The sequence below is a fragment of the Streptomyces sp. sk2.1 genome (assembly GCF_008120935.1).
GTDB lineage: Bacteria > Actinomycetota > Actinomycetes > Streptomycetales > Streptomycetaceae > Streptomyces.
The window spans coordinates 303,954-324,472 of sequence record NZ_RDBO01000055.1 but is presented as its reverse complement, the minus strand read 5'-3'; the positions used below and the strand labels follow the sequence as shown (position 1 = coordinate 324,472).

The 20,519-nt window shown below is 72.2% G+C and carries 15 protein-coding genes, 3 tRNA genes, 1 other RNA gene and 2 pseudogenes; 10 read left to right on the top strand and 11 right to left on the bottom strand.

Translation table 11 applies throughout. The features are described from left to right. Positions 1-147: 147 nt before the first annotated feature. Entirely contained in the window at positions 148-948 is an 801-nt protein-coding gene (locus EAO76_RS18750; protein WP_148837073.1) for a maleylpyruvate isomerase family mycothiol-dependent enzyme, read from the bottom strand. 87 nt (positions 949-1,035) lie between these two features. Further along, positions 1,036-1,674 carry a TetR/AcrR family transcriptional regulator gene (locus EAO76_RS18745; protein WP_148837072.1) on the bottom strand — a complete coding sequence of 213 codons (639 nt, stop codon included), beginning with the start codon at positions 1,672-1,674 and terminating at the stop codon, positions 1,036-1,038. 120 nt (positions 1,675-1,794) lie between these two features. Here EAO76_RS18745 and EAO76_RS18740 point away from each other — a divergent pair, with 120 nt between their 5' ends. Beyond that, the gene (locus EAO76_RS18740) at positions 1,795-3,315 is read left to right on the top strand and encodes an MFS transporter (RefSeq protein ID WP_262375583.1); all 1,521 of its coding nucleotides are present in this window, start codon (positions 1,795-1,797) and stop codon (positions 3,313-3,315) included. Positions 3,316-3,438: 123 nt separating this feature from the next. Here EAO76_RS18740 and purL read toward each other — a convergent pair whose 3' ends face one another. The 3 genes from purL to purS are packed head-to-tail and all read right to left on the bottom strand — an operon-like array spanning position 3,439 to position 6,628. Then, entirely contained in the window at positions 3,439-5,688 is a 2,250-nt protein-coding gene (gene purL / locus EAO76_RS18735; RefSeq protein WP_148837071.1) for a phosphoribosylformylglycinamidine synthase subunit PurL, read from the bottom strand. Beyond that, positions 5,685-6,365, bottom strand: coding sequence for a phosphoribosylformylglycinamidine synthase subunit PurQ (gene purQ / locus EAO76_RS18730; protein ID WP_148837070.1), 681 nt, complete (start codon positions 6,363-6,365; stop codon positions 5,685-5,687). Before purQ ends, purL begins: the two co-directional genes overlap by 4 nt. Then, on the bottom strand, positions 6,362-6,628 hold the full coding sequence (gene purS / locus EAO76_RS18725) for a phosphoribosylformylglycinamidine synthase subunit PurS (RefSeq protein ID WP_148837069.1): 267 nt from the start codon (positions 6,626-6,628) through the stop codon (positions 6,362-6,364). The genes purQ and purS overlap by 4 nt, the downstream gene beginning before the upstream one ends. Before the next feature lie 384 nt (positions 6,629-7,012). On the opposite strand from purS, the gene EAO76_RS18720 reads away from it, so the two are divergent. The 8 genes from EAO76_RS18720 to EAO76_RS18685 all read left to right on the top strand — a co-directional run bounded on the left by EAO76_RS18720 (position 7,013) and on the right by EAO76_RS18685 (position 11,939). Further along, complete coding sequence (locus EAO76_RS18720) at positions 7,013-7,348, top strand: Lsr2 family protein (protein WP_187438678.1); 336 nt, start codon at positions 7,013-7,015, stop codon at positions 7,346-7,348. Between the two features lie 234 nt (positions 7,349-7,582). Then, positions 7,583-7,654: transfer RNA gene (locus EAO76_RS18715), tRNA-Gly, on the top strand. A gap of 96 nt (positions 7,655-7,750) precedes the next feature. Then, positions 7,751-7,823, top strand: a tRNA-Gly gene (locus EAO76_RS18710). Between the two features lie 155 nt (positions 7,824-7,978). Continuing rightward, the gene (locus EAO76_RS18705; RefSeq protein WP_148837068.1) at positions 7,979-9,007 is read left to right on the top strand and encodes an ABC transporter ATP-binding protein; all 1,029 of its coding nucleotides are present in this window, start codon (positions 7,979-7,981) and stop codon (positions 9,005-9,007) included. After that, positions 9,004-9,834, top strand: coding sequence for an ABC transporter permease (locus EAO76_RS18700; RefSeq protein ID WP_148837067.1), 831 nt, complete (start codon positions 9,004-9,006; stop codon positions 9,832-9,834). The genes EAO76_RS18705 and EAO76_RS18700 overlap by 4 nt, the downstream gene beginning before the upstream one ends. A gap of 13 nt (positions 9,835-9,847) precedes the next feature. Then, a complete protein-coding gene (locus EAO76_RS18695) occupies positions 9,848-11,236 on the top strand; it encodes a sensor histidine kinase (RefSeq protein ID WP_399462338.1) in 1,389 nt (462 codons plus the stop codon). Next, positions 11,233-11,844, top strand: coding sequence for a response regulator transcription factor (locus EAO76_RS18690; protein ID WP_148837066.1), 612 nt, complete (start codon positions 11,233-11,235; stop codon positions 11,842-11,844). The genes EAO76_RS18695 and EAO76_RS18690 overlap by 4 nt, the downstream gene beginning before the upstream one ends. Before the next feature lie 22 nt (positions 11,845-11,866). Continuing rightward, positions 11,867-11,939: transfer RNA gene (locus tag EAO76_RS18685), tRNA-Gly, on the top strand. Between the two features lie 61 nt (positions 11,940-12,000). On the opposite strand, the gene EAO76_RS18680 is transcribed toward EAO76_RS18685, so the two are convergent. The 4 genes from EAO76_RS18680 to purD all read right to left on the bottom strand — a co-directional run bounded on the left by EAO76_RS18680 (position 12,001) and on the right by purD (position 18,500). Next, positions 12,001-12,915 (bottom strand): phosphoribosylaminoimidazolesuccinocarboxamide synthase, encoded by a 915-nt coding sequence (locus EAO76_RS18680; protein ID WP_148837065.1) that lies wholly within the window; start codon positions 12,913-12,915, stop codon positions 12,001-12,003. Between the two features lie 109 nt (positions 12,916-13,024). Next, positions 13,025-14,488 carry a N,N-dimethylformamidase beta subunit family domain-containing protein gene (locus EAO76_RS18675; RefSeq protein WP_148837064.1) on the bottom strand — a complete coding sequence of 488 codons (1,464 nt, stop codon included), beginning with the start codon at positions 14,486-14,488 and terminating at the stop codon, positions 13,025-13,027. Positions 14,489-14,695: 207 nt separating this feature from the next. Beyond that, positions 14,696-16,789, bottom strand: a complete 2,094-nt coding sequence (locus EAO76_RS18665) for a hypothetical protein (RefSeq protein ID WP_399462335.1) — start codon at positions 16,787-16,789, stop codon at positions 14,696-14,698. A 460-nt stretch (positions 16,790-17,249) separates the two neighbouring features. Then, positions 17,250-18,500, bottom strand: coding sequence for a phosphoribosylamine--glycine ligase (gene purD / locus EAO76_RS18655; RefSeq protein ID WP_148837063.1), 1,251 nt, complete (start codon positions 18,498-18,500; stop codon positions 17,250-17,252). On the opposite strand from purD, the pseudogene EAO76_RS47645 reads away from it, so the two are divergent. After that, positions 18,391-18,900, top strand: a pseudogene (locus EAO76_RS47645) (hypothetical protein); the annotation flags it as partial. The gene purD and the pseudogene EAO76_RS47645 sit on opposite strands and share 110 nt — an antisense overlap. A 148-nt stretch (positions 18,901-19,048) precedes the next feature. Here EAO76_RS47645 and EAO76_RS18645 read toward each other — a convergent pair. Further along, positions 19,049-20,285: pseudogene (locus EAO76_RS18645) on the bottom strand (DNA polymerase III subunit gamma and tau); the annotation flags it as partial. Positions 20,286-20,378: 93 nt separating this feature from the next. Further along, positions 20,379-20,475, bottom strand: an RNA gene (gene ffs / locus EAO76_RS18640) — signal recognition particle sRNA small type. Positions 20,476-20,519 lie beyond the last annotated feature (44 nt).

The window sequence follows — 20,519 nt, the reverse complement described above, 5'->3', positions numbered from 1 at the left end:
GGGCCGCGCCGCCGGGACCGTGCGTCATACGGTCCTACCGGCTGCGGCCCGCGGCTCTGCCGGTTGCCGCCCATGGCTCTGTCGGCTGCGGCCCGTCGGCGGGGTTCCCCGGGGTGGCGCCCGGACCGGTCACCGGCGCGGGACCGCTCAGCCCATCAGGGGCAGGAGGGCGTCGAGGTCGGCCCGTTCGCCGCTCGCGGAGACCTTGGCGTCGTCGAGGGCCCGCGCCCACCGCGTACGGCCGGTGGCGAGCCCGATCCAGGTGAGCGGGTCGGTCTCGACGACGTTGGGCGGCGTACCGCGGGTGTGCTTGGGGCCCTGCACGCACTGGACCACGGCGAACGGCGGGACGCGCACCTCGACCGAGCCGCCCGGCGCCTTCTCCGCGAGGGCGTCGGCGAGCAGCCGGGTGCAGGCGGCGAGCGCCTGGCGGTCGTACGGGACGTCGAGGCCGGTCGCCTCGTTCAGGTCGTCGGTGTGCACGACGAGCTCGACGGTACGGGTGACGAGGAAGTCGGCCAGTCGCATCGTCCCCGCCGGGACCGACAGCAGCCGGTCGTCGGGAACCTCGGGCACCAGCGCCTCGAACCGCCCGGTGACCTCCTCGTACAGCGCGTCCAGGTCCGGGGTCGCCGCGGCGAGCTCCCTGGTGCCGTCGGCGATGGGGGCGGCCCGGTCCGCGGTCGAGAACGGCCAGTCGAGGAGTTCCAGAACGGGCCCGGCCCCGGCGGGCGGCGGCAGCTCCAGGTTCCGGGTGAGGTGCGAGAGCCCCATGGTCAGGTGCACGGCCAGTTCGCGCACGGTCCAGTCGCCGAGCCGGGTCGGCCGTGCGAGTTGCTCGGGCGTCAGGGTGCGGACGGCCCCGCGGACGTGGGCGAACTGGGCCAGGACCGCGCTGCGGGTCCGGGCCGGGTCGTAGCGGCGGGCGTGTTTCCGGGACGGCGGCATGCCCGGGAGCCTACGGCCTGCCGGGCGACCCGGTCGGCGGTCGGTCACGGGCGGTCTGCCATGAGTGGTCGGCCGTATGCCGTCGGCTCAGTTCCGGATCGCGAAGTCGCCCAGTCCGCCGGCCAGGAGGCCGAAGCCGCGTTCGGCGAGCTCGGCGGCGTCCGGGGCGATCGCGTCGGCCCGGTCGCCCGCCAGCAGCCGCAGCTGGTTCGCCTGTATCAGCGAATTGCGGGTGCCGATCAGCTGGGCCGCCGCGATCCGGGCGATCGGCGGCTCCTGCCCCTCCCCGACCAGGACCTCGGCGAGCAGCTCGAAGGAGCGCATGGAGAACGAATGGGCCCTGATCAGCAGCGCCGGGGTCTCCTGGATCAGCCGGCGCACCTCCAGCACCATCGGCAGGTCGCTCATCCCCACCGAGGGATCGCGGCGCTCCATCGCGTCCAGGAACTGGGCCCGCACGGCGGCCAGGGCGGACTCGCCGGGCGCCCGGTCCCGTACCACCCGCGCGACATCGCCGACGTGCTCCTCCATCGGCGAGAGGACCAGGTCCTCCTTGCTCGCGAAGTAGTTGAAGACCGTCATCTTCGAGACCTCGGCGGCCTCGGCGATCTCGGCGACCGAGACCTGGTCGAAGCCGCGCTCGGCGAAGAGTTCGGTGGCCGCGGCCAGCAGGCGGTGGCGCGTCTGGAGCTTCTTGCGCTCGCGCAGGCTCATCCCCTCGGTCATGGCGGCACTGTACCAGGATGAAAGTTAAGCTCGGATTAATTCTTGACCAGATACATTTTCGTGGGTCATGGTGATGCCGGACCACGGCGGCGCCGAGCCGCCGGGGAGGGGAGATCCGCCATGCCCGCAGCCACGCCCACGGCCATGACCGACCGCCGGCGCCTGATCGGCTTCGTGCTCTGCATCGCCACGATCCTGCTGGCCGTGCTCGACACGAACATCGTTTCGTCGGCGACGGTGCCGATCGTCCGCGAGCTCGATCCGGCGCACGGCGTCGACAAGATCCCCTGGCTGATCGCCGCGTACCAGCTCGCCGCGACCGCGGCCCTGCCGCTGTACGGGAGGCTCTGCGACGTGCTCGGCGCCAAGAAGGTCTTCGTCGGGGCCGTCGCCACCTTCCTCACCGGCTCGGTGCTGTGCGGAATGGCGGGGTCCATGGGCCAGCTGATCGCCGCCCGCGCGCTCCAGGGCATCGGCGGCGGCGGACTGATGAGCGTCACCATGGTCGTGCTGCGCGAGCTCAAGGGCCCCGAGGAGGACGACGGCGGCAGGGGCGGCAGCGTCGGCGGGCTCGTCGCGGGCACCGGGATGGCGCTCGGGCCGTGGCTCGGCGGACTGCTCGCCGACCACGCCGACTGGCGGTGGATCTTCTACATCAACCTGCCCGTCGGCCTCGCCGTGCTGGTCGCCGCGGTCTGCGTGCTCGGGCTGCCCGCGCGCACCGCCCGCCGCACGATCGACTTCCTGGGCGCCGGACTCGCGGCCGCCTTCTCCACCGCGCTGCTGCTGGTCACCCAGTGGGGCGGCAAGGACTACGCCTGGTCGTCCCCGCAGATCGTGGGGCTGATCGCGGGCGGCGCCGTCCTGCTCGTCCTCTTCCTGCGCCGCCAGGTCACCGCGGCCGAACCGGTGCTCCCGCTCACCATGTTCAAGATCCGCGAACTCCGGTACGGCTTCGCCGTCCAGGGCCTGGTCGGCGCCGCCATGATGGGCTCGCTGATCTACGTGATGATCTACCTCCAGGTCGTACGGGACGTCGACGCCTCCTCCGCCGGACTCTTCCTGATCCCGATGGCGATCGGCATGACCGTCGTCGGGCTGTTCTCCGGCAGGCTCGCCTCGGCCGGCTGGTCGCAGCGGACCTTCGTCATCAGTGGAAGCGCCTGTGCCTGTGCCGCCCTGGCCCTGCTCGCCACGCTCACCGCGGACACCGGCCTCTGGGCGGTCCGCGCCATGATGCTGCTGATGGGCGTCGGCTTCGGGCAGCTCGTCGGCCAGCTGATCCAGCTGGTCCAGGACACCGCGCCGGCCGGTCAGCTGGGCGTGGCCACCACCGGTGTCCGGTTCTTCCAGACCCTCGGCGGCGCCCTGGGCGCGGCCGTCTTCGGCACCGTGCTCAGCCGGGTGTACGCGGCCCGCGGCCCCGGCGGCACGACCAGCACCATCGGCCGGCTGACCGGGCCCGCACACCAGCAGGCGGTGGACGCCTTCGTCTCGTCGATGAACGTGGTCTTCTGGGCCGCGACCGGGCTGATGCTCCTGGCGACCGTCCTGGCGTTCCGGATCCCGGCCCGCCGGGATCCGGGCCCGACGGTCCCGGCCTCCCCCGCCGGCACGCAGACCGCGCCGACGGTCGTGTGACGCGTGCGGCCCCGCGCACACGCGCACGGGGACGGCCCCGCCCACGGATGGGCGGGGCCGTCCCCGTCACGGAGAAACCGTCCCCGTCACGGACGGACCGTCGTCACGGACGGACCGTCGTCGTCAGGCGAACAGACCCGGAATGGTCTCCTCGTGCGCGGCGCGCAGCTCGCTCAGCGGAATGCCGAACTCGCCCTGGATCTCGATCTCCTCGCCGTCCACGACACCGATCCGGGCGACGGGCAGACCCCGGGCCCCGCACATGTCGTTGAAGCGGAGCTCCTCGCTCCGGGGGACGGAGACGACCGCGCGCCCCGCCGACTCGGAGAAGAGGAAGGTGAACGCGTCCAGTCCGTCCGGCACGACCAGCCGGGCACCCTTCCCGCCGCGCAGGCAGGACTCGGTGACCGCCTGGATCAGGCCGCCGTCGGAGAGGTCGTGCGCCGCGTCGATCATGCCGTCGCGGGAGGCCGAGATCAGGATCTCGGCGAGCAGCTTCTCGCGGCCCAGGTCCACCTTCGGCGGCATGCCGCCCAGGTGGCCGTGGACGACCTCGGACCAGGCCGAGCCGCCGAACTCCTCGTGCGTGTCGCCCAGCAGGTAGAGGAGCTGGCCCTCTTCCGCGAAGGCGACCGGCGTGCGCCGGGTGACGTCGTCGATCACGCCGAGCACGGCCACGACCGGCGTCGGGTGGATCGCCGTCTCACCGGTCTGGTTGTACAGCGAGACGTTGCCGCCGGTGACCGGGGTGCCCAGCTCCAGGCAGCCGTCCGCCAGGCCGCGGGTGGCCTCGGCGAACTGCCACATGACGTCCGGGTCCTCGGGCGAACCGAAGTTCAGGCAGTCCGAGATCGCGAGCGGCTTGGCACCGGAGGCGGCGACGTTGCGGTACGACTCCGCCAGCGCGAGCTGCGCACCGGTGTACGGGTCGAGCTTGGCGTACCGGCCGTTGCCGTCGGTCGCCATGGCCACGCCCAGGTTCGACTTCTCGTCGATCCGGACCATGCCGGCGTCCTCGGGCATCGCGAGCACGGTGTTGCCCTGCACGAACCGGTCGTACTGGTCGGTGATCCAGGACTTCGACGCCTGGTTCGGCGAGGAGACCAGCTTGAGGACCTGCTCGCGCAGCTCGGCGCCGTCGGCCGGACGGGCCAGCTTGCCGGCGTCGTCGGCCTGGAGCGCGTCCTGCCAGGACGGGCGGGCGAACGGGCGGTGGTACGTCGGGCCCTCGTGGGCGACGGACCGCGGCGGCACGTCCACGATCTGCTCGCCGTGCCAGAAGATCTCCAGCTGCGAGCCCTCGGTCACCTCACCGATGACGGTGGCGATGACGTCCCACTTCTCGCAGATCTCCAGGAAGCGGTCCACGTGCTGCGGCTCGACGATCGCGCACATGCGCTCCTGCGACTCGCTCATGAGGATTTCCTCGGGCGAGAGGGAGGAGTCGCGCAGCGGCACGGTGTCCAGCTCGACGCGCATGCCGCCGGAACCGGCGGAGGCCAGCTCGGACGTGGCGCAGGAGAGCCCGGCGCCGCCGAGGTCCTGGATGCCCGCGACGAGCTTCTCCTTGAAGATCTCCAGGGTGCACTCGATGAGGAGCTTCTCCTGGAACGGGTCGCCGACCTGGACGGCCGGGCGCTTGGCCGGACCGGTCGACTCGAAGGTCTCCGAGGCCAGCACGGAGACGCCGCCGATGCCGTCGCCACCGGTGCGGGCACCGTAGAGGATCACCTTGTTGCCGGGGCCGGAGGCCTTGGCCAGGTGGATGTCCTCGTGCTTCATCACACCGATGCAGCCGGCGTTGACCAGCGGGTTGCCCTGGTAGCAGGCGTCGAAGACGACCTCGCCGCCGATGTTCGGCAGGCCCAGGCAGTTGCCGTAGCCACCGATGCCCGCGACGACGCCCGGCAGGACGCGCTTGGTGTCGGGGTGGTCGGCCGCGCCGAAGCGCAGCGGGTCGACGACGGCGACCGGGCGGGCGCCCATGGCGAGGATGTCGCGGACGATGCCGCCGACGCCGGTGGCCGCGCCCTGGTAGGGCTCGATGTACGAGGGGTGGTTGTGCGACTCGACCTTGAAGGTGACCGCGTACCCCTGGCCGACGTCGACCACACCGGCGTTCTCGCCGATGCCGACGAGCATCGCGTCGTTGGCGGGGGCCTTCTCGCCGAACTGCTTGAGGTGGACCTTGCTGCTCTTGTACGAGCAGTGCTCGGACCACATCACGGAGTACATGGCGAGCTCGGCGCCGGTGGGACGGCGGCCCAGGATCTCGCGGATCCGGGCGTACTCGTCCTCCTTGAGGCCGAGTTCCTTCCAGGGCTGCGCGGTGTCCGGGGTTTCGGCCGCGTGCTTGACCGTGTCCAGGCTCATGCGTTGACCAGCTTCTTGATGATCGAGGTGAAGAAACCGAGGCCGTCGGTGCGACCGGTTCCGATCAGCGGCTCGACGGCGTGCTCCGGGTGCGGCATCAGACCGACGACATTGCCCGCGGCGTTGGTGATGCCGGCGATGTCGCGCAGCGAGCCGTTGGGGTTCACGTCCAGGTAGCGGAAGGCGACCCGGCCCTCCGCCTCCAGCTCGTCGAGCACCCGCTCGTCGGCGACGTAACGCCCGTCCATGTTCTTGAGCGGTACGGAGATCTCCTGGCCCGCGGAGTAGTCCGAGGTCCAGGCGGTCTCCGCGTTCTCGACGCGCAGCTTCTGGTCGCGGCAGATGAAGTGCAGGTGGTTGTTGCGCAGCATCGCGCCGGGCAGCAGGTGCGCCTCGGTCAGGATCTGGAAGCCGTTGCAGATGCCGAGGACGGGCATCCCCGCCTTCGCCTGATCGATGACGGTCTCCATGACCGGCGAGAAGCGGGAGATGGCACCCGCCCGCAGATAGTCGCCGTAGGAGAAGCCGCCCGCCAGAATGACCGCGTCGACCTGGTGCAGGTCCTTGTCGCGGTGCCACAGCGATACGGGTTCGGCGCCCGCGACCCGTACGGCCCTCAGGCTGTCCTGGTCGTCGAGCGTGCCGGGAAAGGTGACGACTCCGATACGAGCAGTCACTTCGACTCCTCGGCCTTCTCCACCTTCACGGTGAAGTCCTCGATGACGGTGTTGGCGAGGAAAGTCTCGGCCATCTCGTGAATGCGGGCGAGGGCGGCTTCGTCGACCGGTCCCTCGACCTCCAGCTCGAAACGCTTTCCCTGACGTACGTCCGCGATTCCCTCGAAGCCGAGACGGGGCAGTGCGCGCTGCACCGCCTGTCCCTGCGGGTCGAGGATCTCGGGCTTGAGCATGACGTCGACTACGACGCGTGCCACTGGCACTCCCGGTTTGGTGTGGTGCGGCTGTTTCTCCGGGGGGCTCCCCAGACCCCCGCAGGTCCCCTCAGCGTACCTGGCCGGAAATTCTACGCGAGTAGATATCACAGCTCCCGGATCACGTCGAGATATCGGTGACAACGGATGGGGAAAGTCCTGCAAAAAAAATCCTCACCATCAGCACAGATAGAAGGCTGACACGCGGATGTAATTGGGTGGGCTTCACAATGCGGCGCCCACCGCTGTACAAATGATTACCGGGGAATGCAGCATTGCCCCTAAACGGCCGACAACCGTCGGCCCCGTATCCGCCGGACAGGCCCTGGCAGCCAGTAGGCCGGCATCGGTTCGCATCAGAAGCGCCGGTGCCGCAGGAAAGGACCGATATCCGTGGCTCAACGCGTAGTGGTCACGCTCTTCGACGACATCGACGGGGGAGCAGCGGCGGAAACGGTCACGTTCGCCCTGGACGGGAAGTCGTACGAGATCGACCTCAATCCGTCCAATGCCAAGAAACTGCGCAAGGCCCTCGCGCCGTACATGGCGGCCGGCCGGAGGCAGACCGGCGGCGGCAGGCACGGCAAGAAGCCCGTGTCGTACCGGCACACCTCGCTCGCCCCCGACCCGGCGGCCGTACGGGCCTGGGCCCGCTCCCACCGGATGGACGTGCCGGCCCGCGGCCGCATTCCGAAGAAGGTCTACGAGGCGTTCCGCGACGCGAGTTGAGCCGGGGCGCCCTCCGGTCCGGCCCGGGCACCGCTCCCCGGGCCGGGCGGCGGACGGCCGTCGCCCGGCCGGTCGCACCACCTGCCCGGACCGGCCGGAACGCCTTCCCGGGGCCGTCCGGAGCACCCCGCGACGGCACCGCGCGGGCACCGACTTGCGCTACACCCCCGCAGGTCGGCTAAAGTCTGGAGCACGCCGAGGGGCAAGGCCGAAAAGCCGAACCCCAAGCAGCGTGCGGGTGTAGTTCAGTAGTAGAACATCCCCCTTCCAGGGGGAAGGCGCAGTGTGCAATTCCTGTCACCCGCTCTGCATCGCTCTCAACGACCACTCCGGTGGATCGGGTAGAGTGTTGCTCGCACCGCACGGAGAACTCCCTCCGGGAGTACAATGAGCGGCAGCAATGCGGACGTGGCTCAGTTGGTAGAGCATCACCTTGCCAAGGTGAGGGTCGCGAGTTCGAATCTCGTCGTCCGCTCTTGATCGGATTTTTTGAAGGCCCTGGTCGATTTCGACCGGGGCCTTCGCCGTATTCCCCTCCCCCACCACCGGGGGCCGGCCCATGACGTTTGTCATGTGCAGTGGTGACAGCCCGCACTGAGCGCGGCGCCGATCCGGCGGGAGTCTGGGGACATGACCAGCGACGAGATTCCCAGCGACCGCGCGGGCGGCACCGCAGCCGATCCCGTGACCGATTCCACAACCGGTCCCTCGGCCGGCTCCCCCGCCGTTCCCGTGGCCGATCCCGTCATCGAGGCCGACGGCGTGCACCGCAGCTACACGGGCGGCTTCGAGGCCGTGGCCGGTGTCTCCTTCTCCGTGGGGCGCGGCGAGCTCTTCGCCCTGCTCGGCACGAACGGCGCCGGCAAGACCTCCACCGTCGAACTGCTGGAGGGCCTGGCCGCACCCGACTCCGGCGCGATCCGGGTGCTGGGCCGCGACCCGTTCCGCGAGCGCGCCCTCGTCCGGCCGCGGATCGGGGTGATGCTCCAGGAGGGCGGCTTCCCTTCCGATCTGACGGTCACCGAGACCGTACGGATGTGGGCGGGGTGCACCAGCGGGGCCCGGCCGACCGGCGAGGCGCTGGAGCTGGTCGGGCTCTCCCACCGGGCCCGGGTGCGGGTCAAGCAGCTCTCCGGCGGCGAGCGGCGCCGCCTCGACCTGGCGCTGGCCCTGCTCGGCCGGCCCGAGGTGCTGTTCCTGGACGAGCCGACCACCGGGCTCGACGCCGAGGGACGGCGCGAGACCTGGAAGCTGGTGCGCGAGCTGCGCGAGGGCGGCACCACCGTCCTGCTCACCACGCACTACCTGGAGGAGGCCGAGACGCTCGCCGACCGGCTGGCGATCATGCACCGGGGGCGGATCGTGACGGCGGGCACCACCGCCGAGGTGACGGCCGCCCGCCCCTCCCGCATCCGGTTCGACCTGCCCGAGGGGGTCCCGGCGGCACGGATTCCGCTGACGCTGCGGGCCGCGGCCGAGGGGGGCCGGATCGAGATCCGCACCCACCGGCTGCAGGAGTCCCTGGACGAACTGCTGACCTGGGCGAGGCAGTCGGACGTCCGGCTGATCGGCCTCGACGCCCGGTCGGCCTCCCTCGAAGAAGCATTCCTCGACATCGCGCGGAGCGCGACGGAGAACGGAAAGGCGGCCGTGCGATGACGACCACGACGACCGGAACCACCACCGCGGCGGGCACCCCGGCCCCGGCGGAGCGGGCGACGACCACCACGGTCCGGGACCGGCTGACCGCCCTCGGGCGCGCCGAGGTCACCCTGCTCGCCCGCAACCGGACGGCCGTCTTCGTGGCGCTGCTGATGCCCGCCGCCATGGTCCTGGCGATGAAGTCGACGCTCAAGCCGTCCATTCTCGACGGGAGCGGGCTGAGCGTCGCCGGGGCGGCGCTCACCGGCGGCATCGGCATCGTGCTGATCCAGGCCGTCTACATGAACATGGTCTCGTCGTACGTGGCCCGGCGCGAGGACCTGGTCCTCAAGCGGCTGCGCACCGGCGAGGTCGCCGACCGGGAGATCCTCGTCGGGACCGCGCTGCCGTCGGCCGCGCTGGCGCTGGCCCAGATCGTGGTGATCGTCGTGGCCGGGACGGTCTTCTTCGACCTCGACGCGCCGAAGCGGCCCGACCTGCTCCTGGCGGGGCTGCTGCTGGGCGTGGTGATGCTGACGGCGCTGGCCGGGGCCACCTCGGCAATCACCCGTACCGTGCAGACCTCGCAGCTCACCACCCTCCCGCTGTTCCTCGTCTCGATGATGGGCTCGGGGCTCTTCGTCCCGCTGGAGGTCATGCCCGACCGGGTGGCGGCCGTGTGCGAACTGCTGCCGGTGACCGGGTCGATGACGCTCGTCCGGGCGGGCTGGCTGGGCGGGGCCGAGGGCTCCGACCTGCTCGTGGCCGCCCTGACGGGGCTGGCCTGGACCGCGTTCGCCGTGTTTGCTGTGCAGCGTTGGTTCCGCTGGGAACCGCGACGCTGAGGGGGGACGTGCCGTGTCGGTGCTCGTGCGGGGCTGGCGCCGCGGCTGGCAGCAGCGCAGCAGGCTGGAACGGATCGATCTGTACTCGCGGGTGACCGTTTCGACGATGCCCTGGTTCTTCACCCTGGCGTGGCAGGTGACCCCCTTCAAGTCGGACATCCGCCATGAGCCGCTGCCGCTGTTCCTGGGCCTGGCCCTGCTGGTCGTGAGCCTGGTGCAGTGCCTGCTGAACAGCCTCAACATACGGCCGGCGTACAGGCACTACCTCGGTACGTCCGTCTTCCCCCGGCGTCGGCAACTGCCGCCCCTGGTACTGATCCTGGTGAGCCTGGGGCTGCTGGTGGCACTGGTCGGGGTGGACGGGGTGAACGGCTCGGGACTGTTCCTCATGGTCATCAACATGCCGACGGCGTTCGCGACGACACAGACCCTGCTGGTCCCGGTCCGCACCTTCCTGCTCCAGGCGCTCGCCCTCGCCGCGCTGGGCGTCGGCTCCCTCGCCGCGGTCGGGGTGCGGGGCGGGCCGCTGGGCGGGGTGGCGTCGGCGGTGCTCCTCAGCTGCTTGATCATCCTGGTCTCCGTACGGCCCAGCGCCTGGAGCCTGGGTGTGATGTGGCAGGCCGAGGAGGCCCGGGACCTGCAGGCCCGGCTCGCGGTCGCCGAGGAACGGCTGCGGTTCGGCCGGGACATGCACGACGTGCTGGGCCGCAATCTCGCCGTGATCGCGCTGAAGAGCGAACTGGCCGCGGAACTGGCCCAGCGCGGCAGGCCGGAGGCGGTGGACCAGATGGTCGAGGTGCAGCGGATAGCCCGTACCTCGCAGCAGGAGGTGCGCGATGTCGTACGGGGCTACCGGGAGGCCGATCTGAGTACGGAACTGGCCGGGGCCCGCGGGGTGTTGAGCGCGGCCGGGATCGAGTGCGAGGTACGGGGGGCCATCGGCGGGGAACTGCCCGCGCCCGTGCAGGCGGCGCTCGGCTGGGTCGTGCGGGAGGCCGCGACCAATGTGCTGCGGCACGGCGATCCGCGCCACTGCACGATCCGGATCGGATCCTCGGCGGACGAGGTGGTGCTCCAGGTGGAGAACGACGGGGTGGCGGCGGCACCGGACGGGACGGCCGGCGGCTTGGGCGGTTCCGGACTGGCCGGGCTGCGGGAGCGGCTCCGCGCGCTGGAGGGCTCGCTGGACGCGGGCCCGGCGGGCGACGGCCTGTTCCGGCTCACCGCGACGATCCCGCTGTCCGGCACGGAAACCCGGACACCGTCCCGCACGAAGCCGGGGGCGGGAACAGAGGGCACGGGGGCAGAGGGCACGGGAGCGGAAGTGACGGCGGGGACGGAAGAAGCACGGGTGGTTCCGGGGCCCGCGGGGCCCACCGCCCTCCGGGAGGAACGACGATGACGGCCGTGCGGGTACTGCTCGCCGACGACGAACACCTGATCCGGGGCGCGCTGGCCGCGCTGCTGGCCCTGGAGGACGACCTCGTGGTGGTCGCGGAGGCGGCGAGCGGACCGGAGGCGCTGGCCATGGCGCGGGCCCACCGGCCCGATGTGGCGGTCCTCGACCTGGAGATGCCCGGTGCCGACGGTGTGAGTGTCGCCACATCCCTGCGGACCGAACTGCCCGACTGCCGGACGATGATCGTGACGAGTCACGGTCGGCCCGGACACCTCAAGCGGGCACTGGCGGCAGGCGTGCGGGCCTTCGTCCCGAAGACCGCCAGCGCCCGTCAGCTCGCCGGGATCATCCGCACCGTGCACGCCGGAAACCGTTACGTGGACCCGGAGTTGGCGGCCGACGCGATCTCCTCGGGGGACTCCCCGCTGACCGCCCGGGAGGCCGAGGTGCTGGAACTCGCGGCGGACGGGGCGCCCGTCGCGGAGATCGCGGAGCGGGCCTCGCTGTCGCAGGGGACCGTCCGGAACTACCTGTCGGCGGCCGTCTCGAAGCTCGGGGTGGAGAACCGGCATGCCGCGGTGCGTCTCGCACGGGAGCGGGGATGGGTATAGTGGGTCTCGCGCTTCGGCGCTTGCGGACGTAGCTCAGTTGGTAGAGCGCAACCTTGCCAAGGTTGAGGTCGCCAGTTCGAACCTGGTCGTCCGCTCGGTTCAGCAAGAAGCCCCCGGCCTTCCGGCCGGGGGCTTCTTCGTGTTCCTCGGGCAGTCCTACTGCCAGGGCGTGCCGGTGAGGAGTTCGTACGCCTCCAGGTACTTCGCCCGGGTCGCGTCCACGATCTCCTGGGGCAGGGCCGGGGGCGGCTGCTCGCTCCTGCGGTCCCAGCCGGAGGCCGGCGAGGTCAGCCAGTCGCGCACGAACTGCTTGTCGTAGCTGGGCTGGGCCCGGCCCGGCTCCCAGCCGGACACCGGCCAGAAGCGCGAGGAGTCGGGGGTCAGCACCTCGTCCGCGATGATCAGTTCCTCGGTGCCGTCGACCGCGGGCGCGAAGCCGAACTCGAACTTCGTGTCCGCGAGGATGATCCCGCGCTCGCGCGCGATGTCACGGGCCCTGCCGTACACGTCCAGCGTGGTGCGGCGCAGCCGGTCGGCGGTCTCCTCGCCGACCTGGCGGGCCACCTCCTCGTAGCTCACGTTCTCGTCGTGGTCGCCGACGGCCGCCTTGGTGGCGGGGGTGAAGATCGGCTCCGGGAGTTCGGAGCCGTCGACGAGGCCCTCGGGCAGCGGGAGGCCGCAGACCGTGCGGGACTCCCGGTACTCGACGAGGCCGGAGCCGGTGAGGTAGCCGCGGGCGACGCACTCGACCGGGACCATCCGCAGCGACTTGCAGATCAGGGTGCGGCCGGCCCAGTCGGCGGGGGCCCCGGCGGGGAGTTCCGTGGACAGGACGTGGTTCGGCACGAGGTCGGCGAGCTGGTCGAACCACCACAGCGAGAGACGGGTGAGCACCCGGCCCTTGTCCGGGATCCCGGTCGGCAGGACCCAGTCGTACGCGGACATGCGGTCGCTGGCGACCATGACGAGGTCGCCCGCCTCGTTCCGGTACAGGTCGCGCACCTTGCCCGTGTGCAGGTGGGTGAGCCCCGGGACCTGCACTGGTTCGGGCTTTTCTACAAATCCGGACACGCTGCCTCCGCGTAGGTTGATCCAGGAGTCGCACCGATTCTCCCGTATCGGGTGCGGTGGAATGGAACGGGGGCGTCCGCGGCGCCGACCGCCGTGCTCCTCCGGGCGTTCAGTCGCGCTTGCAGATGCGGTCGAGGAGATTGGCCGTGGCCCGCTGGATGCGGGGATCGACGTGGCCGGGGCGGTCCAGGGCCGGGGACCAGGCGAAGGTGCCCGAGGCGAAGACGATGGCGCCGGACGGGGCCCGGTACACGGACGTCTCCTGGTGGCGTCCGACGCCCTCGCCGTCCAGGTACGGGGAGTGGGCGAGCAGGATGCGGCTCTCGTGCTCGGGGAGCGCGATGCGCGGGAAGTAGCGGTCGGCCTCGCCCGCGACCAGCCCGTCGAGTTCGTCGCCCTCCCGGGCGCCCGTCGCCTCCCACAGCCAGTGCTCGGCGTTCCGCACGACCATGGGGTGCGGATCGGGCACCCGGCCCGCGTACTGGATGCCCAGGACCTGCTGCTCGGGGCGGTCGATCTCGCGCCAGAGCGCGGGCTTTCCCGGGCCGCGGCGTTTTCGGCAGGTGAGCAGGCGGTCCGGGACGCCGGACGGCGACGGGGAGAGACTGACCTGCCAGTACATGGTGTTCGCGGAGAGGAACACCAGTGAGGTGCCGCCGTCGCGGGCGCTCTCGACGGTACGGCGCATGGGCACCGACCAGTACTCGTCGTGGCCGGGGAAGACCAGGCCCCGGTAGCGGCTCGGGTCGACGCGGCCGGCGTGCAGATCGCGGGTGTCCGCGTACGCGATGTCGTAGCCGTACCGCTCGGCCCAGCGGATGAAGTCGTAGGCGTGCCCGACGTGCAGCGGTAGTCCGGCGCCCGCGTAGGGGCGGTCGAAGGAGACCGTGACGGCGGCGTCCTCCTCGCCCAGGAGCCGGCCCTGCTCGTCCCAGGCGTGGTAGAGGCTGGCGCCGGTACGGCCGTCCTCCGGGTAGAGGTTGTACGCCTGCCAGGTGATGTCCGGCAGCACCAGCAGCAGGTCGGCCGGGTGCTCGTCGCGGACCGTGAACGGGATGTGGGAGCGGTATCCGTCGACCGTGGTGAGCACGGCCACGTACGCGCCGATCGACCAGTAGCTCGGGATCTGCAGACGCCAGGACTGCCACCAGTGGTGGCAGGAGACCGTGCGGTCGGCGGCGAGCGGGGCGGGCTGCACGATGCCGGAGATCCGGGGGCTCGTGGTGATCTTGGCGGCGCCGTCGCCGGCGTAGTGACCGATGCGGTAGATGTCCACGGAGAACTGCCGGGGCGGGTTCACGGTGATGTGGAAGTCGACCGCCTCGCCGGGGGCGGCGGCGCCCGTGGAGATGAACCCCTTGATCTGCCGGTGCACGTCGTCGGCGGTACGGGTGCCGCCGTCGGTGGAACCACGGGTCAGGGCCGGATCGGCATACCAGGGGACGACGTGCCCGGTGTCGTCGAAGTAGTTCTCGCTGCCGCGCAGCCAGGGCAGGGGGCCCTGGCCGAAGGGGTCGGAGACGGCGTGCGCGAGGGCACCCGACTCCCAACGCCGAATCTGCTCCGCCCCCATACCCGTCCCCTCCCTCAGCTCCCCCGCAACAACAGTCGAGCCACCCGCGGCCATGCGTCATCGGTGCGCCGACGGTGCTGCGTCGAATGTCAGCGTCGATCCCCAGCACATCACATAACGCATGCAGTCCGTCACCGTTCGTCGCGAATTGACGTGAACGGAAAGCACTCTTCCGGGTGTTGAGGTGTGACGGAACGGACCTGTGTGTCAGACGAGGCGCACGGGCTTGTCGGTGCGTACACCGACCGAGGCGAGCCAGGACCGCAGCGGTTCCGCGTCCCCGTCCTCGACCAGACTGAGGACGGGACCGCCCAGGTCCGCCCGGCGCTCGCCGTCGACGAGCAGGGCGGGGCCGTCGAGCCAGTCGAGGCCGGGCGCCGCGCCCGCCGTGTCCACCGCGGCGCAGCAGACCATCGCCACGACGTGGTCGGCGAGCAACTCCGTACCCGTACGGGGCGGCTGGAGCGGAAGGAACGGGAGGGGATCGGGGCCCCAGGGGTCCCCCGTCCTCGACCAGACTGAGGACGGGACCGCCCAGGTCCGCCCGGCGCTCGCCGTCGACGAGCAGGGCGGGGCCGTCGAGCCAGTCGAGGCCGGGCGCCGCGCCCGCCGTGTCCACCGCGGCGCAGCAGACCATCGCCACGACGTGGTCGGCGAGCAACTCCGTACCCGTACGGGGCGGCTGGAGCGGAAGGAACGGGAGGGGATCGGGGCCCCAGGGGTCCCCCAGGGGTCCGGGGCGGGGCCTGTCGCTCCGGAGGCGCCCGGTACGTTGCCGGGCGGAGTCCGCCGGGCCGCCGCGGCCTCCTCCCCGGCCAGCGCGGCGCCGATCCCGGCGGCAAGCGCCTCACCGCTCCCGCCGCGGCCCGCCAGGTGGTCGACCACCCGGGCCAGCGTGGGCACCCCCGCGTCGACGGAGCAGGCGGTACGGAGCGGACGGCCACCGGCGCCGGGAGCGGCGGAACCGGGGGCGACCGAACCGGTGGGGGCGGGAGCGGGGACGGCGTCCGGCGCGCCCATCGAGTCGAGGACCCGGTGCAGGCGGGCGGCCTCGGTGCGCCACTTCCGGTCCACCACCTCTTCCGGGTACTGCTGCCAGTCGACCGGTGACCAGTCCGCCCCGGGGCGTGCGGGGCCGCCGTGGAACAGCCGGGCCGCCAGCAGCGAGGCGGCCTCGTCGGCGGCGCCCGGCTCCTCCAGCAGGTCGCAGGCCGGGCGTTCGCCGAGCCGCGCGGCGAACCCGTCGGCGAGCCGGTCGCGCCGGGAGAGCTCGGTCAGGGCGGAGACGACACCGGCGTCCAGCCGGGAGGGCCAGCGGCCCATCCGCCAGGCGGGCAGCGCGACACGGGTGAGCAGCCGGTCCCAGCCCGCGTAGGCGAGGCCGACCTGCTCCTGGGCGACGATCCGCAGCCCGTGGTCCACGTCCTGGGCGCGGATCGACGCGGCGGCGGCGACGCCCCGCTCCATCTCCGCCGCGTGATTGCGACAGCCGCGCAGCAGCAGCCCGGCGATCCGGCCGGCGAAGACCCGGGGCACCCTGCGCACCCCGGCCAGCGGTCCCGGAACGGGCACGGCCGCGTCGGCGACCACGCCGTCCAGCCCCCGTACGAAACGGCGGGCCGCGGCTATGTCTGGATGCGCGGAGGGGCCCGTGCCCGCGACGACCGGGGCGAGTACCGCCCGCAGCTCCCCGACCCTCATCCACCACAGGAACGGCGAGCCGATGACCAGCACCGGGGCCGCCTGGACCCGACGACGGCGGCCGGGACGCCCCGCCGGGGCCGTGCCGGGCGGGACGGCGGCACGGGGCGACCCGGCCGCGGACGCGGGGCCGGACGCGGACGGGTCCGCGGAGGGCGGTGCGGAGGGGCTCGCGACAGGGGCCCCGGCCGACTGCGCCGAGGGGTGCGTACGGTCCTCCAACCAGCTGTCGCAGTCGGGCGTCAGGGCTATCGCGGAGGGCGCGGGAACCCCGAGCCGGTCGGCGAGGTCCCTGACCAGGCGGTAGAGGTCGGGGGCGGCCTCCTCGGCGAGCGGAACGGTCGGGCTGACCGCCGGCTTCGCCCGTACGATCGCCGTTCCGACGGCGGCGGCGAGCAGGAGCACGACGACCGCGCAGGCCGTCACGACCCAGCGGGCCGTGTCCCAACCGCCGCCCACGGCATGACCCTGCGCACCCGCCACGAACAGGACCACGGCCACCGCCGCCGGCAGGATCGCCGCGGCCGTCGCCCAGCCGCGGATCCTCAGCAGGGCAAGAGCTCGTGCGCGCGCACCCGGCGCACCCGGTTCCTCATTCATACCGATACCGGACATGGCCGGACGTCACCCCCTCTGTCCCCGCGGCGGTGTTCTTCACTCCCCCACTGTGACACCCGTCACTGACATCGCAATGCCAGTGGGCCAAGTGCCGGAATGCTTGCGCCGCACCCTAGTTGGGGCCCCGGCAGGCGTCATCCGGATGGCTCAGTCGTCACTCGATGGAATGGCTTTGGGTAAAGGTGCTGACGCGCTGCCGCCCTTGGGTATCGGCGCGTTCCGGCACGGGGCGGCGCGACGCGTGGCGCCGCGCGCGGTGTGCGGCAGTGCGGTGCGGCGCGGTACGGCGTGTTGCGCGCGCGGGGCATGGCGCGCGTGTGTGCGTCGATGGGATGTGCCGATGGGGCGGGCCGGTGAGCCGGGCGGGGCGACGCGGTGCGGGGCAGGCCGGTCGGTCGGCCTGCCCCGCATCGGTGTCCCGCCGCCCTCCGGGCGGCCGGTCTCAGGCTCCCGCGGCCTTGCGGGCGATGTCGGTACGGAGCTGCGAACCATCGAGCCGGATCCGGCCCGCTGCCGTGTAGGCGCGCTCACGGGCCTCGGCGAGGTCCTTGCCGGTCGCGGTCACGGACAGCACCCGGCCGCCCGCGCTGACGACCGTGTCGCCGTCCTTCTTCGTACCGGCGTGCAGGACGTACGCGTACGGGGCATCCTGTGCCGCCACGTCGTCGAGCCCCTCGATCGGGTCCCCCGTGCGCGGCGTGCCCGGGTAGTTGTGCGAGGCGATGACCACGGTGACGGCGGCCTCGTCGCGCCACGTGAGCGGGGGCAGCTCGTCGAGGGTGCCGTTGGCGGAGCCCAGCAGGACACCGGCCAGCGGGGTCTGCAGACGGGCCAGGACCACCTGGGTCTCGGGGTCGCCGAAACGGGCGTTGAACTCGATCACCCGGACACCGCGCGAGGTGATCGCGAGGCCCGCGTACAGCAGTCCGGAGAACGGAGTGCCGCGGCGGCGGAGCTCGTCGACGGTCGGCTGGAGCACCGTCTCCATGACCTCGTCGACCAGCTTGGGGTCGGCCCACGGAAGGGGGGAGTAAGCGCCCATGCCGCCGGTGTTCGGGCCCTCGTCGCCGTCCAGGGCGCGCTTGAAGTCCTGCGCGGGCTGGAGCGGCAGCACGGTGGTGCCGTCCGTGATCGCGAAGAGGCTCACCTCGGGGCCGTCGAGGAACTCCTCGATGACCACGCGGTCGCAGGCCAGGGCGTGGGCGCGGGCCGCCTCGACGTCGTCGGTGACGACGACGCCCTTGCCCGCGGCGAGCCCGTCGTCCTTGACGACGTACGGGGCGCCGAAGGCGTCGAGGGCGGTGTCGATCTCCGCCGGGGTGGTGCAGACGTAGCTGCGGGCGGTCGGGACGCCCGCCCCGGCCATCACGTCCTTGGCGAACGCCTTGGAACCCTCCAGCCGGGCCGCCTCCCGGGAAGGCCCGAAGCAGGGGATGCCCGCGGCGCGCACGGCGTCGGCGACCCCGGCGACGAGCGGCGCCTCCGGGCCGACGACCACCAGTCCGGCGCCCAGGTCGGTGGCGAGGCGCGCGACGGCGTCGCCGTCGAGGGCGTCGACCGGGTGCAGTTCGGCCACCTCCGCGATGCCGGCGTTGCCGGGAGCGCAGTACAGAGCGGTGACGTCGGGGTCGAGGGACAGAGAGCGGCACAGGGCGTGTTCGCGGGCGCCGCCGCCGATGACGAGGACCTTCACGGGGTGCAGCCTAACCGCCGGGGCGCGACCCCCTCGACGCGCGCCGCCCCATGGACACCCGGACGATCCGGCCGCTCACCCGTGTCCCGGGCAGTCCGGTCACCCACCCGGACCGAGGCGTACCGCGGGGCGTGGGGTGTCTGCCGTGGGGCGCGGGAGTCGGCCTCGGGCCCGCAGGCCGTGGGGCGCGGGTCGTGGGGCGCGGGTCGTCGACCGCAGGCCGCGGGTCGTCGACCCGTGGGGCACAGGCTGCGGGTCGCGGGTCGTCAGCCTCGGAACGCAGGAGCCGACCGCGAACCACGCCCTCGCGCTCTCCCGGCCCCGCCCGTCCTCCCGGCCGGTCTGCGGCAAGGAGAACAGCACCGTCGAGGACGGCGTGCTGCCGCTGGTCGTGCGGGCCGGTGCCGGGTCCGTGCGTGACTCGATGTCGGTGATGGACCAGTTGCTCGCCGGTGCCGGCGACGACGGTGTGACATACGCCATGGCGACCTCGCTGCTCGGCTACACCGACGGCTCGTTGCTCGACTCGATCGTGGACGCCTTCGCGGCGGGCACCGGCGCGTGGGCCAGGGCCTCGGGCCCGGGTACGTACCCCATGGCGGGGCCCGGCCCCGCGGTCGCGAAGGAGGCGCCGCGCTCCAACCGGTCGAGCCGGGCCTGGAGCGAACGCTCGTCGTCGAAGGCGGCGGGAAGCAGCACCCGGGCGCAGATCAGCTCGACCTGGAGCCGCGGCGAGGTCGCCCCGCGCATCTCCGTGAGCCCCGTGTTGACCAGGTCCGCGGCGCGGCTCAGCTCCGCGGCGCCGAAGACGGACGCCTGGGCCTGCATCCGCTCGACGACATCGGCGGGGGCGTCGATCAGCCCCTTCTCCCCCGCGTCCGGCACGGCGGCCAGGATCACCAGGTCGCGCAGCCGCTCCAGAAGATCGGCGACGAAGCGGCGCGGGTCGTTGCCGCCCTCGATCACCCGGTCCACGACCTCGAACGCCGCGGCCCCGTCGCCCGCCGCGAAGGCGTCCACGATCGAGTCGAGCAACGAGCCGTCGGTGTAGCCGAGCAGCGAGGTCGCCATGGCGTATGTCACACCGTCGTCGCCGGCACCGGCGAGCAACTGGTCCATCACCGACATCGAGTCACGCACGGACCCGGCACCGGCCCGCACGACCAGCGGCAGCACGCCGTCCTCGACGGTGCTGTTCTCCTTGCCGCAGACCTCGGCGAGGTACTCGCGCAGCGTCCCCGGCGGGACGAGCCGGAAGGGGTAGTGGTGCGTACGCGACCGGATGGTGCCGATGACCTTCTCGGGCTCGGTGGTCGCGAAGATGAACTTGAGGTGCTCCGGCGGCTCCTCGACCACCTTCAGCAGGGCGTTGAACCCCGCCGAGGTGACCATGTGCGCCTCGTCGATGATGTAGATCTTGTAACGACTGGAGGCGGGCCCGAAGAACGCCTTCTCCCGCAGATCACGGGCGTCGTCCACGCCGCCGTGCGACGCGGCGTCGATCTCGATGACGTCGATCGACCCCGGCCCGTTGCGCGAGAGGTCCCGGCAGGACTGGCACTCCCCGCACGGCGTGGGGGTCGGCCCCTGCTCGCAGTTCAGGCAGCGGGCCAGGATGCGCGCACTGGTCGTCTTGCCGCACCCGCGCGGACCGCTGAACAGGTACGCGTGATTGACCCGGTTGTTCCGCAGGGCCTGCTGCAACGGGTCGGTGACATGCTCCTGCCCGATGACCTCGGCGAACGACTCGGGGCGATAGCGGCGGTACAGCGCAAGGGACGACACACGTACGAGGTTATCCGGGCCGACTGACAACCGGCCCCGGACCGGCCGAGGCCCACTCCGGGCCCCGGACCCCGGGAACACCGCCCCGGAAAACACAAGGGCCCCCCACGCACCCGCCAGAGCCGACCTACCCTTGCTGCCTTCCGGCCCTGGGGGAGTTCAGTCAGATAGCGCCACGTGAGGGGCTGACGCCCACCTTAGCCGATTCCCACCCCCACCGGTCCACCTCCCCAC